The following is a 15,824-nucleotide window of genomic DNA, read 5'->3' as shown; positions in this document are numbered from 1 at the left end:
GAGAAATGGACCATCGTGTCCAGTCGATGGATAAATCTACCCGCTAGTAGCCTCTTATCCAACCCCTTCCGGCAACATCCGGAACCGTTTCCGGGGCGCTTCAGGCGACCGGCTGCCGGACGTCAGGCCGGATGATCCGGGCGTCGCCCGCATAGACGTTCATGCTCGTGCCGCGGCTGAATCCCGCCAGCGTCAGCCCGCTCGCTTCGGCAAGCTCCACAGCCAGGCTGGACGGCGCGCTGACGGCGGACAGAACCGGAATTCCTGCCAGTGCAGCCTTTTGGACAAGCTCAAAGGATGCCCTTCCGGAAACCTGCAGGACCGTGCCGCGCAGCGGAAGGAGGCCCTCACGCAGTGCCCAGCCCACAACCTTGTCCACGGCGTTGTGCCGGCCAACGTCCTCGCGCAGGCAGAGCAGCCGCACGCCGCCGTCGTCGTCAATCTTAAAGAGCCCGGCAGCGTGCACTCCCCCGGTGTCCTCGAAGACGCGCTGGGATTTCCGCAGCAGGGCGGGCAACGACGCAAGGACGTGGGCGTCCACCGTCACCGGATCCGGCGCCGGGCTGTAGTGCGAGGATTTGCGGACGGACTCGATGGAATCCGTCCCGCAGATACCGCAGGAACTGGACGTATAGACGTTGCGCCCCGTGTCCGGAACGGGAACGTCCGGCCGCAACTGGGCCTCCACCACGTTGAACGTCTGGACGCCGTTCTCGTCCTCGCCGGCGCAGAAACGCAGGGAAACAAGCTGGTCAGGGCTCCAAATGACACCCTCGGACACCAGGAAGCCGGCCACCAGGTCGAAGTCGTCGCCGGGAGTGCGCATGGTGACGGAGAAGGACATGCGGCCCAGCCTGATCTCCAGCGGCTCCTCGACAGCCAGGACGTCCTCCCGGTGCCGGACCGGAAATTCCAGGGCCTTGGGTGAGCCGTCCAGCAAATATTTATGCACCTTCCGGCGCTGCGTCACGCGTCCCATGTTCCACCCCGCCTGTTCATAGTTCCATCATTGCAACCTCAGGAGACGGGCTCAACCGGTGCGCCGGCTTCAGCCAAGGAGGGCACTCCAGTCCACCGGTCCGGCCGCAGCGTTCCTGGCACCCGTCCTGGCAGTCCGGCCGGCGGTTTTCGGTTTGGCCTTGGCGGCGGCATCGGCGGGTTCGGGTATGGGTGGGCCCCAGGGCAGGGCGAAGGCGGGTACGGGCTCGCCCAGCTGCACCCCATGCGGCGGTACCACCATGACTCCGTCCGCGGCGGCCAGTCCGCGCATCATGCCCGGCCCGGCATGCTGCGCCGGTGACGCCATGCCGTACAGGAGGCGGAACGGCATCAGGCGGGTGCGGCCGGGATCGGCTTCGATCACCGTTCCGGAGGGCACCTCCCGGACCGGGGGCATGGTGCCGTGGCCGAGCGCTGCGAGCAGCGGCCCACCAATAGTACAAAGAGCCATCATGGCCGCCAGCGGGTTGCCGGGGAGGCCCACAACAAACCGGCCGTCGGGCAGTTCAGCCAGGACGGCCGGGTGTCCGGGGCGCATGGCCACTCCGTCGATGACCAGCCGGCCTCCCAGTTCCGCCACTGCCCGGCGCAGGTGGTCAGTGCCGGACCGGCCTGTTCCACCTGTAGTGATGACGACGTCGGCGGGCAGGTCCGGAGCTCCGGGCACCTCCGGAACAACGTCCTCGAGTGCGGCAAGCCATTCCGGATAAGAGTCGCCTATCCTTTGCTGTCCGCCCGGAATCCCGCCCAACATTGAGACCACTGCCGGCAATTGTGGACCAAACGTGTCCCGCACCTGACCCGGAACCGGAATCCCGTGCGCCACCACCTCTGAACCGGTCAGGAGGAGCCGCACCAGGGGCTTGCCCTGGACCCGCAGTTCGTCGTATCCGGCGAGGGCGGCCAACGCCAGGTGTGCTGGATTCAGTACGACGCTCGCTTTGACCAGCAGTTCCCCTTCCGCTGCCTCCTCCCCCGCTTTCCGGATGTGCTGGCCCGCCCGCGGTTCCCCCGGCCGTGCGGTCCCGCCGGTGGTCAGCACCGGCAAACCGTCATCGTCCGTGCCCAGCACCGCCGCTTCACTGCGAAGGATGGCCTTGCCGCCGGGCGGGATCAGGCCGCCGGTAACGATGGGGCTGGCCTGGTGCGGGGCCAGCCTCGTCCCGGGCTCCACCGGGATCCATGGCCCTGTTCCGTTAACTGCCCATCCGTCCATGGCTGACGAGGCGTAGTGCGGCATGTCCTGCAGCGCCACAATATCCTCATCGAGGCGCCGCCCCAGCGCGAGTTCGAGTGCAACCGGCCCGGCGGGGATCGGCGTGGCCGCATCGAAGGCTGCCTCCCGGGCTTCCTGCCAGGTGTGGGCAAGGTGGTGGTGTTTTTCCTGCTCTTCGGGTTGGCGGGTTGCCGGCGGGACTTCTTCGGTCATTCGCCGGGAGTCCCGGCGGCTTCAGAGTCGTAGTCGGCTGCCAGCGAGCGGGCGATGGAGAGGAATGACTCCACGGACGCGGCATCGGGTGCTTTGCCTGGGCCGGAAGCCAGTCCTGCGGCCAGGCCCGCGATGAACGTGGTCAGCGGCGCTGCCGGGCGGACAACGGAGTGTGCGGCTACACCGGCCAGGGCCAGGATGGCGTTGATGTCCACTTGGACGTCTTCGAGTTCATAAGCCTGGAGCAGGGACCTGCACCATTCGTCCAGCGTTTCATCCTGGCTTTTCATGAACTGCCTCCCACGTTTAACTTTGGTTACGCCGGCCCTGGAACCCGTCCTGGCGCCCGGCGGCAATGCCCAGTGCGGCGGCATCGTCCCAACTGTCCACGTCTGCGGTGGATGCAGCAGGGACGCTGACAAGCTGCACGTCAAGACTAGCAAGGAGGGAGCGGACTGAGCCGTTGACCAGGGCTCCCCTGGCTGCAAGCTCATCAACCGCTTTTTGTAGCCCGGCTGTGCGATAAAACGCAGCGAGCGGTTGGAGCCGGCCTTCCGACGCTTCATCAGCGCTGCACGCCATCACCGCATCCGGCATCCCGGCGTGTCCTGCAAGCGCGGCTTTCAGTACTTCAACGGCCTCGGCTACGAGCGGCATGTCACACGCCAGGACAAGCGTATACGCCGGTTGGTGCCCGTCGCCGGCCAGGGCGTCAAGACCGGCAGCGATACCGGCGGCGGGACCGGAAAACTCTGGCTGTTCCCGGCAGGAAAGCACACCCTCCGGCAGGAGCTCTATGTCAGGCCCCACCACCACGATGCGGCGGGCGCCCGAGGCGGCATCAAGGGCACGCTGCAGGAGGGTGGAACCCTGGAAGACCAGGCGCTGCTTTGGCGCTCCACCCAGCCGGGATGACCGGCCACCTGCAAGGATCAGTGCGTTATATTCCGGAGCGTCGTGGTCCACCGTTCCAGCCTAGCGATTCCCGGAAGCGGCGGGGTTATCCGCGGACGTAGGGACGATCGTTAGGCAGCACGCTCGGGCAGCAGGAACGGATCCCATGCGGGTGTGGGCTTTTCCAGTTCCTTAATCTGCCACATGCTGCCGCGCGGCGGTTCGGGGTCGAAGCGAAGTTTCCAGCCCATCTCCGCGGGGGTGTGGTCACCTTTGGCGTTGTTGCACCGGAGGCAGGCGGCCACCAGGTTCTCCCATGAGTCAGCTCCGCCGCGGGACTTCGGATGGACATGGTCGATCGTGTGGGCAGCCTTGCCGCAGTACGCGCATTTGTGCCCGTCGCGGCGCAGCACCCCGCGGCGGCTCACAGCCGTGGCCTGGTTGTATCTGGGGCGGATGTAGCGGTTAAGGAGAATGACCGAGGGGCGCCCCAGTATCTCCTGGGGACCAACCACGGGGTCATCCCCTTCGGCCACAACGCTTGCCTTGCCCGTGAGCACAAGCACCAGCGCCCGGCGGAAGGTCACAACCGCCAGCGGTTCATATCCAGCATTCAGAACGAGAGTGCGCATGCACGTACCTCTTCACGGCCGCACCCGTCAGGGGCACGAGGGCCGGCTGCCCTCGGCATGTTCGGGCTATGGATCGACACCACAAGAGTAAACAAAGAAGTGCACTATCAGCTAATCGCACTATCACAGCCTCCGCCGCGTCCCCAAACCTGCAACCCGATGGAGGCAGCCGGAAGGCCTTCCCGCGCCGCCTGGAGAGCTCCCCATATGAGCCTTAAATAGCAAGAGGAACCCTGCCGGATTGGCAGGGTTCCTCTTGCTTCAATGGCCGGTGGGGCGTCCGGCCGGAAAACAAAGGCGTTAGCTGACGCGGATGAAGACCGGGCCCGAACCAACGTTGGCGCTAAAGACAACGGTCTGGTTGCCGTTGTAGCCGCCGTGCACGGCTTGGCCGTTGCCGGCGTAGACAGCAATGTGGGCCATACCGGCGCCGCCGTCGGCATAGTAAATCAGGTCGCCCGGCTGGGCCTCCGCGGCGCTCACGGTGCGGCCCAGGGACAGGTATCCTGCCGGCCAGTCGTGGAAGTTGATGCCCACGGCGGCGAGGGAGTTGGTGACCAGCATGGTGCAGTCCTGCATCACGCCAAGCTGGGCATAGGCTGCGGACAGGATCGCTGCGCCCTTGCCGCTGGCGGAGGCGGGCGCAGCCGGAGCGGAAGCAGCCGAGACCGTGGCCGTAACCTTCGGCGCTGCAGCAGCCTGCGTTGCCCGGGCCGGTGCCGGTGCGGGTGCCGGTGCCTCCTCCTCGACAACCTCGGGCTCGGGCTCGACGACGGGAGCGGGCGTGGTGGTAACAGCAGGCTTTTCGTACGTGATGGCGATCGTGGAGGCCGCGGAAATGGGGGTTTCGATCGCGGATTCAACTTCCAGGGCAGAAGCGGGGGCGGATTCGCGCTGGATGTTGGCGTCGGCAGCGTTGGCTGCGATGCCGCTCGTTAGGACCAGGCCGGAGGCGGCGGCGATGACCGCGGCCTGGCGCCCTACGCCGCCTGCGTTATCGCCAACAGCCTTGGCGATGATGGCGATGGAGTTGGTTTTGGTGACGTCGGCGCGGTGCCGTGCGGTAGCACGAGTAGTCATCAGTTCTCTCTTTCGATGTCCTCGGGGGCCTGTGGGCAGCCCGAGAGATTTTGGACGCGCCGGCATCTTGGGGGTACGTCGGCGCGTCCCGAACGGGGATTGTGATTCAGCGAAAAGTGACGGCAAAGAAATAGTTCCTGGGGCCGAAGCCCCAAGAACTATTAGCCAGCCAGGGTGTAGAAGGAGGAGGTGCCCGTAGCGGCCACGGAGTGGAGCAGCGTGCCCTGCGAAGGGTTCAGCGCGCTGATCATCATGCCGTTGCCCACGTAGATGCCGACGTGCGCGCCGCCGTTCTGCATGACCAGGTCACCCGGCTGGGGGGTGGAGGTGGGGGTCATTGCGGTCCAGGCATTGACGCGCGGGATGCTGATGCCAGCCTGCGCGTAGACCCACTGGGTGAAGCCCGAGCAGTCCCAGCCGGTGGTGGGGCTGGTGCCGCCCCAGACGTACGGGCTGCCAATGCCGGTGTAGGCGATGGCTGCAAGGCCGGAGGTGGCTGCGGACGCTGCGGTAGCCACAACCTTCTCAGCAGCTGCGGAGGTGCTGGAAGCGGTGTCCGTGTCCTCGTCCTCGTCCTCGTCGTTCGTGGACTGGACCGTCACCGGCGCAACGACGGGAGCGGCAACCGTGGTGACCACGGGACGTTCGAAGGAAACGGTGGCGGTGGGGGCCGCGGTAACGGCGAGGGCGGTGGCGGGACCGGATTCGGTGGAAGCGGAGACACCAGCGGTGGTGTCTGCAGCGTTGGCCGGCAGCCCCATACCCAGGACAAGTCCCGAAGCGGCTGCGACGACGGCAGCCTGGCGACCTACTGTCCCGGCGTTGGCACTAACAGCCTTGGACACTGCGTCCAGAGGGTTGGTACGAACCGGTTGCGCACGGTGGCGCGCAGAACTATGGCGTGAAGACACGAAGGTAGCCTCTCCCAATGCCTGCGAGGTGAGCTGTCGGATTCGGATGGGAGTCACCCGGCCGCGCCGCTTCCAAGGAAGCTTTGCGACTTAACCCCAAGGCCTTCATGACGAAGACCAAAAATTGGTTCCCCCGCCCCTGCCAGACGATGAAATGCGAACGGACCTTGAGCGGTGGCAGAGTTAGGCAATCCGCACAAGAGCGTCAACTTCTGAAAAGTTGACGCGAGTTAGACGGTACAGCAGTTTCTCTCGAATGTCACATTCAGGTCACGAGCGGTCACAACGATGCGAGAGTTGGCGATCATTTGACTACAGCCAGCCAGTGGGATCGACAACTTCGCCATTGACCTGGACCTCGAAGTGCAGGTGGCAGCCGGTGGAGGCTCCGGTGGTTCCGCTGAGGGCCACAACGTCGCCTCGGGAGACCGTCTGGCCTTCCGTCACGTTGAAGGACGACAGGTGGTTGTAGGTGGTCTCCAGGCCGTTGCCATGATCGATCACCACGCGGTTTCCGCCGCCGTACTGATGCCACCCCACGAAGGTCACGGTGCCGGTGGCGGCAGCAAGGACGGAGGTGCCGCACTGTGCCACATAGTCCTGCCCACGGTGGAAGTCGCCGGAGCCGCCGGTGATGGGGCTGACCCGGTAGCCAAAGGGTGACGCCGTAACCAGGGAGGCCAGCGGCGCACCAAGACTTCCCACGGATGCGGCCCGGGACACAGCGCCCGCGGACTGCGCGCTAAGGAGCTGTTTGAGTTTGCCGTCCGGGTCAGCCTGGGTCACCACAGCGGAGCGGCTGAAGTCGATCTGGGCCCCTGCTTCGGCGGAAATCGGCGGCTGCGGCGTAACGGAGGTGGCAGCAACCGGCGCAATGCCGGAATCCTCGGTGGCCATGACCGGGCTGGTGGCAGGAACGGTCACGGTGAGGACCATGCCGGTGGCGGCGAGGGCGATGCCGGCCTTCTGGCCGATGCCGCTGGCGGAGGCAAACTCGGTAATTTGCCGAAACGGACCCCGGCGGCGGCGCGCATCACGGTGGAGATCGCGGGGGCGCTCCGAGTGGATGACTTCGGCCGCACGGGGGGCAGAAGCGGGGCCGGCCGCGCGGCGGCGCCCCCGGGAGGTCTGCATGGACAAGAAGGATTCCTCTCTGGAAGCCTGCGAAGTTAGCTGTCGGATTCGGGTCAGAGAGTTCAAAGACCCGGTCCGCCGTAAGCAAGCTTCGGCACAGAGATTTCCCGGAGGGATTCCTTCACTGGAAGAGGCTTGCTGCTGACGGACTTCACCCCAAGGCAGTCCCCCGTCTGCCGCTTGTGGTTCCCCCGCCTCTGCCAGTTAGTGCTCGTGCTCCTGATCCGCTGGCAGAGCTCGGCTCCAGATCAGGTAACGCTTTAGTATCAACGCTTGGTTCAACTATAGGGGCTTAACCCTCAAAGTAACAATTCCGTTATCTTCGCGTAACCAACATCACGCGGCAGGCAAAAAGGCTAGCTGACCGTCACGAAAACATGCGCGGCCACTTCGGGCGGAAGCTCCAGCGCGCCGTCAATGCCCGGGACGCGGACAGAGATGTAGTCGCCCACTCGTTCCAGCGCCACTGCCGCCCCGGGGCGGATTCCGCCCTCGTCGAGCTGGGCCAGCAGTTCCGGTTCCACCTGGATGGGTTCGGCGAGCCGGCTGACTGTCACCGCAGAAGCCGGGCCGTAGGACTTCATAGCCTCGAGGAGGTTGACGGCGGCGTCGGCCGGGGCCACGGGAACCTCACCGCCGAGCGCGGCAAGGCCCGGTATCGGATTGCCGTACGGGGACTCCGTGGGATGGTCCAGCATCTCGTAAATGCGCCGTTCCACCCGCTCGCTCATAACGTGTTCCCACCGGCACGCCTCATCGTGGACGTACGCCCAGTCGAGTCCAATAACGTCCGCGAGAAGCCGCTCAGCCAGCCGGTGCTTGCGCATCACTTCGGTGGCGCGCTTCCGTCCAACTTCGGTGAGTTCCAGGTGCCGATCACCGGACACCACAACCAGCCCGTCACGCTCCATCCGGCCGATGGTCTGGGAGACGGTGGGCCCGGAGTGCCGCAGCCGCTCCGCTATGCGGGCGCGCAGGGCGATGATGTTCTCTTCCTCAAGTTCCAGGATGGTCCGAAGGTACATCTCCGTAGTGTCGATCAGATCCGTCATCCAGCTCAGCTCCTCGAGCGCAGTACCTTGCGTAGTCCCACCGCATCGCCTTTTACTGCGACGTAGTCCGTTGGCTAGCTTAGCCTATTTTGACTTAGTCCGAATAGTTGGAACGGGCGTGTGACCCCGTCTCAGTGGCTGGACTATGACGCTTTCGGTTCCCGTGTCAAGAGCTGTTCAGGCAGAATGGGATCGGCCTCAGGTGCAGCCGTTGCAGGCTGCCCGCCAGTTACCGAATACCCGCCCGGACCCTGCCGTGTCCACGCCGAAATTGGAGCCCCTGTGAGCGAACCCAGCATCACTATTCCCGCTGATCTCCTTCCCCGGGACGGACGGTTCGGCGCCGGGCCCTCCAAGGTCCGCCAGGAGCAGATTGATGCGCTGTCCGCCGCATCCAGGAACATCCTCGGCACTTCCCACCGGCAGGCCCCCGTCAAAAACCTGGTGGGCTCGGTCCGTGAAGGCCTGGCACAGTTCTTCCGTGCGCCGGAAGGGTATGAAGTTGTTCTGGGCGTCGGCGGTTCCACCGCGTTCTGGGACGTGGCCAGCTTCGGTTTGGTGGAGAAGAAGGCCCAGCACCTCTCCTTCGGCGAGTTCGGCTCCAAGTTTGCCGCCGCAACCAACAAGGCACCGTTCCTGGATGCCTCCTCGATCATCAAGTCCGAACCGGGCACCCGGCCCGAGCCCCAGGCGGAAGCAGGAGTGGACGTCTACGCCTGGCCCCAGAATGAGACTTCCACCGGCGTTGCCGCCCCCGTCAAGCGGGTGGCGGGCGCCGACGAGGGCTCGCTGGTGCTGGTTGATGCGACGTCCGCGGCTGGCGGCCTGGACGTGGATGTTGCCCAAAGCGATGTGTACTACTTCGCACCGCAGAAGAACTTCGCATCCGACGGCGGCCTGTGGCTTGGCCTGTTCTCCCCCGCCGCGCTGGAGCGTGCTGCCCGCGTCAAGGAAAGCGGCCGCTGGATTCCCGACTTCCTGGACCTGCAGACCGCCATTGACAACTCGCGCCTGAACCAGACCTATAACACTCCGTCGCTGACCACCCTGGTGACCCTTGACGCCCAGGTGCAGTGGTTGAACTCCAACGGCGGCCTGGACTTCGCCGCTGCGCGCACGGCGGACTCCGCGGGCCGTGTCTACCAGTGGGCCGAGGCTTCCGGGTTTGCGTCCCCTTTCGTCGCCAACCCGGACGAGCGCTCCAACGTCATCGCCACCATCGACTTCGACGAGTCCGTGGACGCAGCCGTGGTGGCCAAGGTCCTGCGCGCCAACGGCGTGGTGGACACGGAGCCTTACCGCAAGCTGGGCCGCAACCAGTTGCGTATCGCCACCTTCGTTGCCATCGAGCCGGACGACGTCTCAGCGCTGCTTGCCAGCATCGATTTCGTGGTGGGCGAACTGCGCAAGTAGGAGCCCGCGCGCCTAGCGCTTGAAGCACGACGGCGCCGCCCCGGGTCCTGCCCGGGGCGGCGCCGTTCGTTTGACCCTGCCTAAGGGACGTCCGCGCCCTGGTCCGTTCCGCCGTCGTCCGCTGACGACGGCGGAGGGACGGCGGCGGCGTCAGTGTAATCAGCGTCAGCAGCATCGGAGCCGGTGATGCTGCCGGCGTCCGCGTCCCCAAGATCCCCGCCGGCGGCGTCACCCTCCTGTGGCGCGTCGTCCGTCTCCTGGGACTCCTCATCCAGCTGCTGCCCGTCCTCAGGCCGCACGCGCTCAGCCCACGGCACCCACTCGGGGGCAAGGATCGAATCCTCTGACGGCAGCAGGCCCAGCTCGCTCACCGTGACCACCTTTGAGCGGGAATTGCGCGTGAGCACGGCATACCACTGCCAACCCACGTAGCCGGCCAGCTTCGACTCAAACAGGTGCGTCACCAGCCGGTCACCCTCGCTCTTCGCGGCGAGATGGGATCCGATGGACGACGCAGCGGTGATGCCCTCCAGCGCGGTGCGGGCCGTCTCCACGGCAGCGGCAAGGAAGGCGTCCGGCTTTCCGGTCCGCCAGACGGGCACCCCGGCCGGGCGCCTGGCAACGCTTTTGGGGGCTGCCACAGACGGCGCCACAGCGGGAGCCGGGGCGGAACCGGATGTTTCCTGTGCCTCCGGCTGTTCAGCTTCCGGGCTCATGGGTGCCTAAACGTCCAGCTCGTCGGCAACCTTACGCAGCGCGGCCGCGATGGCTTTGCCCTTGTTGCCTTCCGGATACTTCCCCTTGGACAGAGTGCCGGACAAGTTGTCCAGCACTGTCACCAGGTCCTGCACCAGCGGCGCAAGATCGCGGGCGGCAGGGCGCTTCGCCTTGGCGATGGACGGCGTCTTGTCCAGCACCCGCAGGCCCAGGGCCTGGGCGCCCTTCCGGCCATCGGCCACACCGAACTCCACCCGGGTGCCGGCCTTGAGCTCCGTCACGCCCTCGGGCAGCGACGATTTGGGCAGGAAGACCTCCTGGCCGTCCTCGCCTGCGAGGAACCCGAAGCCCTTGTCCTTGTCATACCACTTGACCTTGCCGGTAGGCACGTAATCAACCTTCTTCGTTCTGCTGTCATGAGACACGGCCGGCCGCCACCGCATCCGCATTGTTGTGCGGGTTCAGGGTATGGCAGCCACGAACCGTGTTGGTCTGTATGCTTCAAGGTTATCCTGCCCAGTGGCCAGATCCTGCTTTCGGAGGCGCCGGTAACGCTGTTCACCCGGTTACCTCGCGGTGCCGGCGGGGCGGTAGCGTTACGTCCATGACTCCCTCGCGTTACCGGCGGCCCATCATGATCGGGGCCGCAGTCATTGCCGTGCTTTCCCTGGCAGCAGTGGGAGCGGTGATGGCGTTTGCATTTGCCGATACGGTGGCGCCGGTCTGGGTCACCTATACGGCGCTGTACGGCCTGCCGGTGGCGTTCCTCCTGATGCTCTTCCTGGTCCTGGACAGTGTTGCCGGACGGCGCCGGGCGGGAAAGACTGACCGGCGGTAACGTTGGACTGATGTCCCTTATTCGTGCGCTCAGCAAGGACCTGGAGGCACGCAGCGACGATTCGTTGCGGGCGCTGTTCGCCGCGCGGCCGGACCTTATCTCCCCGGCCGTTCCGGACTTTTCGGCGCTGGCCGCCCGCGCCAGTTCGCGGGTCAGCGTCCAGCGGGCCCTCGAACGGCTCAACCGGCCGCAGATGCAGGTCCTTGAGACCCTCCACCTCTGCACCAACACGGACACGGAGCACAGCGCCTCCGCCGCCGGCCTGCGGAAGATGATCTCCGGCGCGACGATCGCCAGGGTTGAACAGATCCTGGGCGCGCTGCAAGAGCTTGCCCTGGTCCATCGGGTTCCACCGCCGCACGGAGCCCCGGCCTCCGCCGCGAAGCAGCGCTTCTACCTCCCCGTTGGCTGCCTGAAGGACGTGGTGGGCCTTTACCCTGCGGGTTTGGGCAGGAGCTACACGGAGCTTGTCCGGCTCCAGCCCGCGTTTGCGCAGCGGGCTGTCCAGCTGGTCTCCGAGCTGCACCGCAGCGGTGCAGCGGTCCGGGACGCCACCACCCCCATGGAAGCTGCCCTGGCGCTGCAGCACTGGACGTCCTCGCCGGAGGCCCTCCGGGACATCCTCGCCGGAGCACCGGAACGGACGACGGCGCTGCTCGCCAGGTTCCGCAACTGGGCCATGGGTGCCGTCCCCCAGGCGCAACGCAAGGCTTCGGTGCTGACGGAAGCGTCCGACGTCGGGCCTGTCGACTGGCTCCTGGCCCGCGGCCTGCTGGTGCCGCTGGACGCCGCCCATGTCGAACTGCCGCACAGCGTGGGCCTGTCGCTGCGCGGCGGCGTGATCATCAATGACTTCACCCTCTCGCCGCCTGTCCCCGAGCTGGGCAGGACCACCGCGATGCTGCGGCGGAACGCGGCCATGAGCGCCATCTCCGAGACATTGCGGCTGGTGGGTGAGCTGCTGCACGCGGTGCGGGACCAGCCGCTGGCAACACTGCGCAGCGGCGGTGTGGGCGTGCGCGAGACCCGGCGGCTTGGCGAGGTGCTCCGGATTGACCAGTCTCGGGTGGGGCTGTTGCTGGAACTGTGCGGACTTGCCGGCCTGATCCGTCTGGATGTGGATTCCTCAACCTGGGTGCAGCCGGAGCAGCTTGAGTGGCTCGGATTGCCGCGGCAGGAACAGTGGCTGTGGCTGGTGAACGCGTGGCTGGCCAGCGAGCGGGTGCCGTCGCTGGTGGGCCAGCCGGTGAACGGGGCGCAGGGCGTGCCGGCGGGCCACCGGACGGCCTCCGGCAGCACCATCGTGGCGTTGTCCGCCGAGCCGCAGCGCCCGGACGCGCCAGTAATCAGGAAGCGCGTCCTGGAGATCCTGCACGAACTGACCATGGAGGCGGCAGCCCCTGACGGGGCTGCCCCTGTGCTTGACGCCGCCGCCGTCCTGCAGCGTGCGGAATGGGCCCAGCCCCGCATGGCACGCCGCTTCGGCTCGCTGATCCGCGGGATCCTCGCCGAAGCGGAACTGCTCGGCCTGGTCGGGTCCGGTGCGCTGACACAGCTGGGCAGCGCCTTCGCCGAGGACAACCCGGATGCCGCACTGGCCATCCTGGGAGAGCATCTGCCGGCCGCCCTGAACCACGTCCTCCTGCAGGCGGACCTGACGGCCGTCGCCCCGGGTTATCTTGCCCCCGGGCTGGCCGAAAAGCTGCTGGTCATGGCGGAGCCCGAAGGCCAGGGACCTGCCACCATCTACAGGTTCTCGGAGGCTTCCGTCCGGCGTGCCCTGGACTCGGGTTACGACGCTGCCGGCCTGCTGGAGTTCCTCCGTGAGCACTCCGCCACCGCCGTGCCGCAGCCCCTTGAATACCTGGTGGAGGACACCGCGTCCCGGCACGGGCGGCTCCGGGTGGGGCAGGCCGCCAGTTTCATCCAGTCCGACGACGCCGCAGCGCTTCTCGATCTCCTCTCGGGACCGCGCGCGGCAGCTTTGGGCCTGGTCCAGATCGCTCCTACGGTGCTGCTGTCCACGGCACCGCCGCGGGAAGCTGCCCAGGTCCTGCGCAGCCTTGGCCTCTCGCCTTCGGTTGACGGAGTGGAGGACCCCTCGCTCCGGCTCCGCCGCACCACTGCCCCGCAGGAAAGCCTCCGCCCCGTCTATACCCCGCCCGGCTCCGCGCCGGCCCCCGAGGACGTGGACGCCCAGCTGGCCGTGCTGCGCCGCGCCGGTCCCGCCGTCGGACACTCCGCCGGCGGGCGCCACGGAAGCGAAACCGCCACCCAGCTGGGACTGGAAGCGCTGCAGCGCGCCATCAGGCTCAAACAGCGGATCAGCATGAACGTGGTGGACAGCCTGGGGAATGCCAACCTCGAAGTGGTTGTTCCCATATCGGTAAGCGGCGGGCGCGTGCGGGTGTTTGACCCCGCGAAGGAAACCGAACGTGTCCTGTCCATCCACCGGATCATCGATATTGAGGCCGCAGAGGAACTGCGCCAGTGAAGGACTTTTCCGCGTGAACGACGGACCCCTGATTGTCCAAAGCGATAAGACCATCCTCCTCGAGGTGGACCACGAGCTGGCCACGGAAGCCCGGCACGCCATCGCGCCGTTCGCGGAGCTGGAGCGGGCGCCCGAGCATATGCACAGCTACCGGTTGACGCCGCTGGGCCTATGGAACGCCAGGGCGGCGGGACTCGACGCGGAAAAGGTCCTGGACACCCTGCTGAAGTACTCTCGCTTCCCGGTGCCCCATTCGCTGCTGATCGACATCGAGGAGACGATGTCCCGGTACGGCCGGCTCCGCCTGGAAAAGGACCCGCAACACGGGCTGGTCATGCGCACGGACGACTACCCCATACTGGAGGAAGTGATCCGGGCCAAGAAGATCCAGCCGCTGCTGGGCCCCCGGATCGACGGCGAAACCGTGGTGGTGCACGCGTCCCAGCGCGGCCAGCTCAAACAGCAGCTGCTCAAGATCGGCTGGCCGGCCGAGGACCTGGCCGGCTACGTGGACGGCACCCCGCACCTGATCACGCTGAACGAGGACGGCTGGCAGCTGCGGCCGTACCAGCGCCTGGCCAGCGAAAACTTCTGGGCCGGCGGCAGCGGCGTGGTGGTGCTTCCCTGCGGCGCCGGCAAGACGCTGGTGGGGGCGGCGGCCATGGCCACGGGTTCCACCACCACGCTGATCCTGGTCACCAATACCGTGGCCGCCCGGCAGTGGAAGGACGAACTGCTCCGGCGGACGTCCCTCACCGAGGACGAGGTGGGCGAGTACTCCGGCTCCGTCAAGGAGGTCCGGCCGGTCACCATCGCCACCTACCAGGTCCTCACCACCAAACGCGGCGGACTGTACCCGCACCTGGAACTGGTGGACGGCCACGACTGGGGCCTCATCATCTACGACGAGGTGCACCTCCTTCCCGCCCCGATTTTCCGCATGACGGCCGACCTGCAGGCGCGCCGCCGGCTGGGGCTGACTGCCACCCTGGTCCGTGAGGACGGCCGGGAAGGCGAGGTGTTCAGCCTGATCGGACCCAAGCGGTACGACGCGCCGTGGAAGGACATCGAAGCGCAGGGCTACATCGCCCCCGCCGACTGCGTGGAGGTCCGGGTGGACCTGCCCAGGGACGAGCGGGTGGCGTATGCGATGGCCGACGACGCGGACAAGTACCGCCTTTGCTCGACCTCGGAGTCAAAGACGCAGGTGGTGGAGCAGCTCGTGGCCCGGCACGCCGGCGAACAGCTTCTGGTGATCGGCCAGTACATCGACCAGCTGGACGACCTCGGCGAGCGCCTGGATGCGCCCGTCATCAAGGGCGACACGTCGGTGAAGGTGCGGCAGAAGCTGTTCAATGCCTTCCGGGCGGGCGAAGTCCAGACCCTGGTGGTGTCCAAGGTGGCCAACTTCTCCATCGACCTGCCGGAGGCTTCCGTTGCCATCCAGGTGTCCGGTTCCTTCGGATCGCGGCAGGAGGAGGCGCAGCGGCTGGGCAGGCTTTTGCGCCCCAAGAAGGATGGCCGTGCGGCCCGCTTCTATGCCCTGGTGGCCAGGGACACGCTGGACCAGGATTTTGCCGCCAAGCGCCAGCGGTTCCTCGCCGAGCAGGGGTACGCTTACCGGATCATGGACGCCACAGATGTGCAGACAGCCGAGTAGGGCATCCTGGGACTGTCTAAGCGGCCGGTCCGCGAGGCACCCGGACCCGGCCAGGAGTCGGTGTGGGACTACCCGCGCCCGCCACGGGTTGAGCCGGGCAGTGAACGCATCCGGATCTTCCTGGGCGGCGAGCTGATCGCTGATACCACGGATTCCCTCCGCGTCCTGGAGACGAGCCATCCGCCTGTCTATTACCTGCCCCGGCGGGCGTTTAAGCCCGGGGCACTGGAGCCGTCGCAGGGGAACAGCTTCTGCGAGTTCAAGGGCGCCGCGCGCTACCTCACGGTACGGGGCGGCGGCGTGGCCGCGGAACGGGCCGCCTGGTTCTACCCGGTTCCGGCCGCAGGCTTTGAGGCCCTGGCTGACCGCGTCGCCGTCTACCCCGGCAGGATGGACCGCTGCGAAGTCGACGGTGAGCAGGTACTCCCCCAGCCCGGCAACTTTTACGGCGGCTGGATTACCAGCCGTGTAGTGGGACCGTTCAAGGGAGGACCCGGAACCACCGGCTGGTGAAGCTCCGCCGGGTGCCCGCGCCTTGGTGCTTCTCCCATGGAACATCCAGACAACTCCC

Annotated in this window: 16 protein-coding genes and 2 riboswitches; of the genes, 5 read left to right on the top strand and 11 right to left on the bottom strand. The window is 66.7% G+C overall.

Annotation, left to right across the window (positions count from 1 at the left end; genetic code table 11):
• Window positions 1-100 precede the first annotated feature (100 nt).
• From fdhD to FDW83_RS15830, 9 genes are all read right to left on the bottom strand, one after another.
• On the bottom strand, window positions 101-979 hold the full coding sequence (gene fdhD / locus FDW83_RS15865; RefSeq protein ID WP_138139049.1) for a formate dehydrogenase accessory sulfurtransferase FdhD: 879 nt from the start codon (window positions 977-979) through the stop codon (window positions 101-103).
• Window positions 980-1,048: 69 nt separating this feature from the next.
• Complete coding sequence (locus tag FDW83_RS15860; protein WP_138139048.1) at window positions 1,049-2,428, bottom strand: molybdopterin molybdotransferase MoeA; 1,380 nt, start codon at window positions 2,426-2,428, stop codon at window positions 1,049-1,051.
• A complete protein-coding gene (locus FDW83_RS19220) occupies window positions 2,425-2,718 on the bottom strand; it encodes a DUF6457 domain-containing protein (RefSeq protein ID WP_171027588.1) in 294 nt (97 codons plus the stop codon). Before FDW83_RS19220 ends, FDW83_RS15860 begins: the two co-directional genes overlap by 4 nt.
• Window positions 2,719-2,734: 16 nt before the next feature.
• Entirely contained in the window at window positions 2,735-3,394 is a 660-nt protein-coding gene (locus tag FDW83_RS15855) for a molybdenum cofactor guanylyltransferase (protein ID WP_240721017.1), read from the bottom strand.
• A 59-nt stretch (window positions 3,395-3,453) separates the two neighbouring features.
• Complete coding sequence (locus FDW83_RS15850) at window positions 3,454-3,954, bottom strand: HNH endonuclease (protein ID WP_138139047.1); 501 nt, start codon at window positions 3,952-3,954, stop codon at window positions 3,454-3,456.
• A gap of 300 nt (window positions 3,955-4,254) precedes the next feature.
• Complete coding sequence (locus FDW83_RS15845; RefSeq protein WP_138139046.1) at window positions 4,255-5,034, bottom strand: NlpC/P60 family protein; 780 nt, start codon at window positions 5,032-5,034, stop codon at window positions 4,255-4,257.
• 161 nt (window positions 5,035-5,195) lie between these two features.
• The gene (locus FDW83_RS15840) at window positions 5,196-5,879 is read right to left on the bottom strand and encodes a C40 family peptidase (RefSeq protein ID WP_138139045.1); all 684 of its coding nucleotides are present in this window, start codon (window positions 5,877-5,879) and stop codon (window positions 5,196-5,198) included.
• A gap of 70 nt (window positions 5,880-5,949) precedes the next feature.
• Window positions 5,950-6,145: riboswitch (cyclic di-AMP (ydaO/yuaA leader) on the bottom strand.
• 112 nt (window positions 6,146-6,257) lie between these two features.
• On the bottom strand, window positions 6,258-7,079 hold the full coding sequence (locus FDW83_RS15835) for a M23 family metallopeptidase (protein WP_138139097.1): 822 nt from the start codon (window positions 7,077-7,079) through the stop codon (window positions 6,258-6,260).
• Window positions 7,080-7,089: 10 nt separating this feature from the next.
• Window positions 7,090-7,332, bottom strand: a riboswitch (cyclic di-AMP (ydaO/yuaA leader).
• Window positions 7,333-7,435: 103 nt separating this feature from the next.
• Window positions 7,436-8,131 carry a metal-dependent transcriptional regulator gene (locus FDW83_RS15830; protein ID WP_138139044.1) on the bottom strand — a complete coding sequence of 232 codons (696 nt, stop codon included), beginning with the start codon at window positions 8,129-8,131 and terminating at the stop codon, window positions 7,436-7,438.
• Between the two features lie 282 nt (window positions 8,132-8,413).
• Here FDW83_RS15830 and serC point away from each other — a divergent pair, with 282 nt between their 5' ends.
• Window positions 8,414-9,544, top strand: coding sequence for a phosphoserine transaminase (serC, locus tag FDW83_RS15825; RefSeq protein WP_138139043.1), 1,131 nt, complete (start codon window positions 8,414-8,416; stop codon window positions 9,542-9,544).
• 80 nt (window positions 9,545-9,624) lie between these two features.
• On the opposite strand, the gene FDW83_RS15820 is transcribed toward serC, so the two are convergent.
• Together FDW83_RS15820 and FDW83_RS15815 are read right to left on the bottom strand one after the other, a co-directional pair.
• Entirely contained in the window at window positions 9,625-10,260 is a 636-nt protein-coding gene (locus FDW83_RS15820; RefSeq protein ID WP_138139042.1) for a DUF3027 domain-containing protein, read from the bottom strand.
• A 6-nt stretch (window positions 10,261-10,266) separates the two neighbouring features.
• On the bottom strand, window positions 10,267-10,650 hold the full coding sequence (locus FDW83_RS15815) for a cold-shock protein (protein ID WP_138139041.1): 384 nt from the start codon (window positions 10,648-10,650) through the stop codon (window positions 10,267-10,269).
• Between the two features lie 215 nt (window positions 10,651-10,865).
• Between FDW83_RS15815 and FDW83_RS15810 the strand changes: the two genes are divergently transcribed.
• Genes FDW83_RS15810 through FDW83_RS15795 form a run of 4 tightly spaced genes read left to right on the top strand, consistent with a single transcriptional unit; the run spans window position 10,866 to window position 15,766 of the window.
• Window positions 10,866-11,099, top strand: coding sequence for a hypothetical protein (locus FDW83_RS15810; protein ID WP_138139040.1), 234 nt, complete (start codon window positions 10,866-10,868; stop codon window positions 11,097-11,099).
• Window positions 11,100-11,109: 10 nt separating this feature from the next.
• Window positions 11,110-13,593: a helicase-associated domain-containing protein gene (locus FDW83_RS15805; RefSeq protein ID WP_138139039.1), complete on the top strand. Its 2,484-nt coding sequence runs from the start codon at window positions 11,110-11,112 to the stop codon at window positions 13,591-13,593.
• 13 nt (window positions 13,594-13,606) lie between these two features.
• Window positions 13,607-15,253 carry a DNA repair helicase XPB gene (locus FDW83_RS15800; protein ID WP_138139038.1) on the top strand — a complete coding sequence of 549 codons (1,647 nt, stop codon included), beginning with the start codon at window positions 13,607-13,609 and terminating at the stop codon, window positions 15,251-15,253.
• Window positions 15,254-15,313: 60 nt separating this feature from the next.
• On the top strand, window positions 15,314-15,766 hold the full coding sequence (locus FDW83_RS15795) for a DUF427 domain-containing protein (RefSeq protein ID WP_370281340.1): 453 nt from the start codon (window positions 15,314-15,316) through the stop codon (window positions 15,764-15,766).
• Window positions 15,767-15,824 lie beyond the last annotated feature (58 nt).

Origin of the sequence: Pseudarthrobacter sp. NamE2 (genome assembly GCF_005796205.1) — a bacterium.
Classification (GTDB): Bacteria; Actinomycetota; Actinomycetes; order Actinomycetales; family Micrococcaceae; genus Arthrobacter.
This window is presented reverse-complemented; position numbering and strand designations above follow the sequence as displayed.

Bases quoted from the DNA above. Each gene is read 5' to 3' on its own strand.
- FDW83_RS15850 (WP_138139047.1), bottom strand. From the start codon at position 3,954: ATGCGCACTCTCGTTCTGAATGCTGGATATGAACCGCTGGCGGTTGTG.
- FDW83_RS15820 (WP_138139042.1), bottom strand. From the start codon at position 10,260: ATGAGCCCGGAAGCTGAACAGCCGGAGGCACAGGAAACATCCGGTTCC.
- FDW83_RS15835 (WP_138139097.1), bottom strand. From the start codon at position 7,079: ATGCAGACCTCCCGGGGGCGCCGCCGCGCGGCCGGCCCCGCTTCTGCC.
- FDW83_RS15845 (WP_138139046.1), bottom strand. From the start codon at position 5,034: ATGACTACTCGTGCTACCGCACGGCACCGCGCCGACGTCACCAAAACC.
- FDW83_RS15810 (WP_138139040.1), top strand. From the start codon at position 10,866: ATGACTCCCTCGCGTTACCGGCGGCCCATCATGATCGGGGCCGCAGTC.
- FDW83_RS19220 (WP_171027588.1), bottom strand. From the start codon at position 2,718: ATGAAAAGCCAGGATGAAACGCTGGACGAATGGTGCAGGTCCCTGCTC.
- FDW83_RS15805 (WP_138139039.1), top strand. From the start codon at position 11,110: ATGTCCCTTATTCGTGCGCTCAGCAAGGACCTGGAGGCACGCAGCGAC.
- FDW83_RS15860 (WP_138139048.1), bottom strand. From the start codon at position 2,428: ATGACCGAAGAAGTCCCGCCGGCAACCCGCCAACCCGAAGAGCAGGAA.
- FDW83_RS15830 (WP_138139044.1), bottom strand. From the start codon at position 8,131: ATGACGGATCTGATCGACACTACGGAGATGTACCTTCGGACCATCCTG.
- fdhD (WP_138139049.1), bottom strand. From the start codon at position 979: ATGGGACGCGTGACGCAGCGCCGGAAGGTGCATAAATATTTGCTGGAC.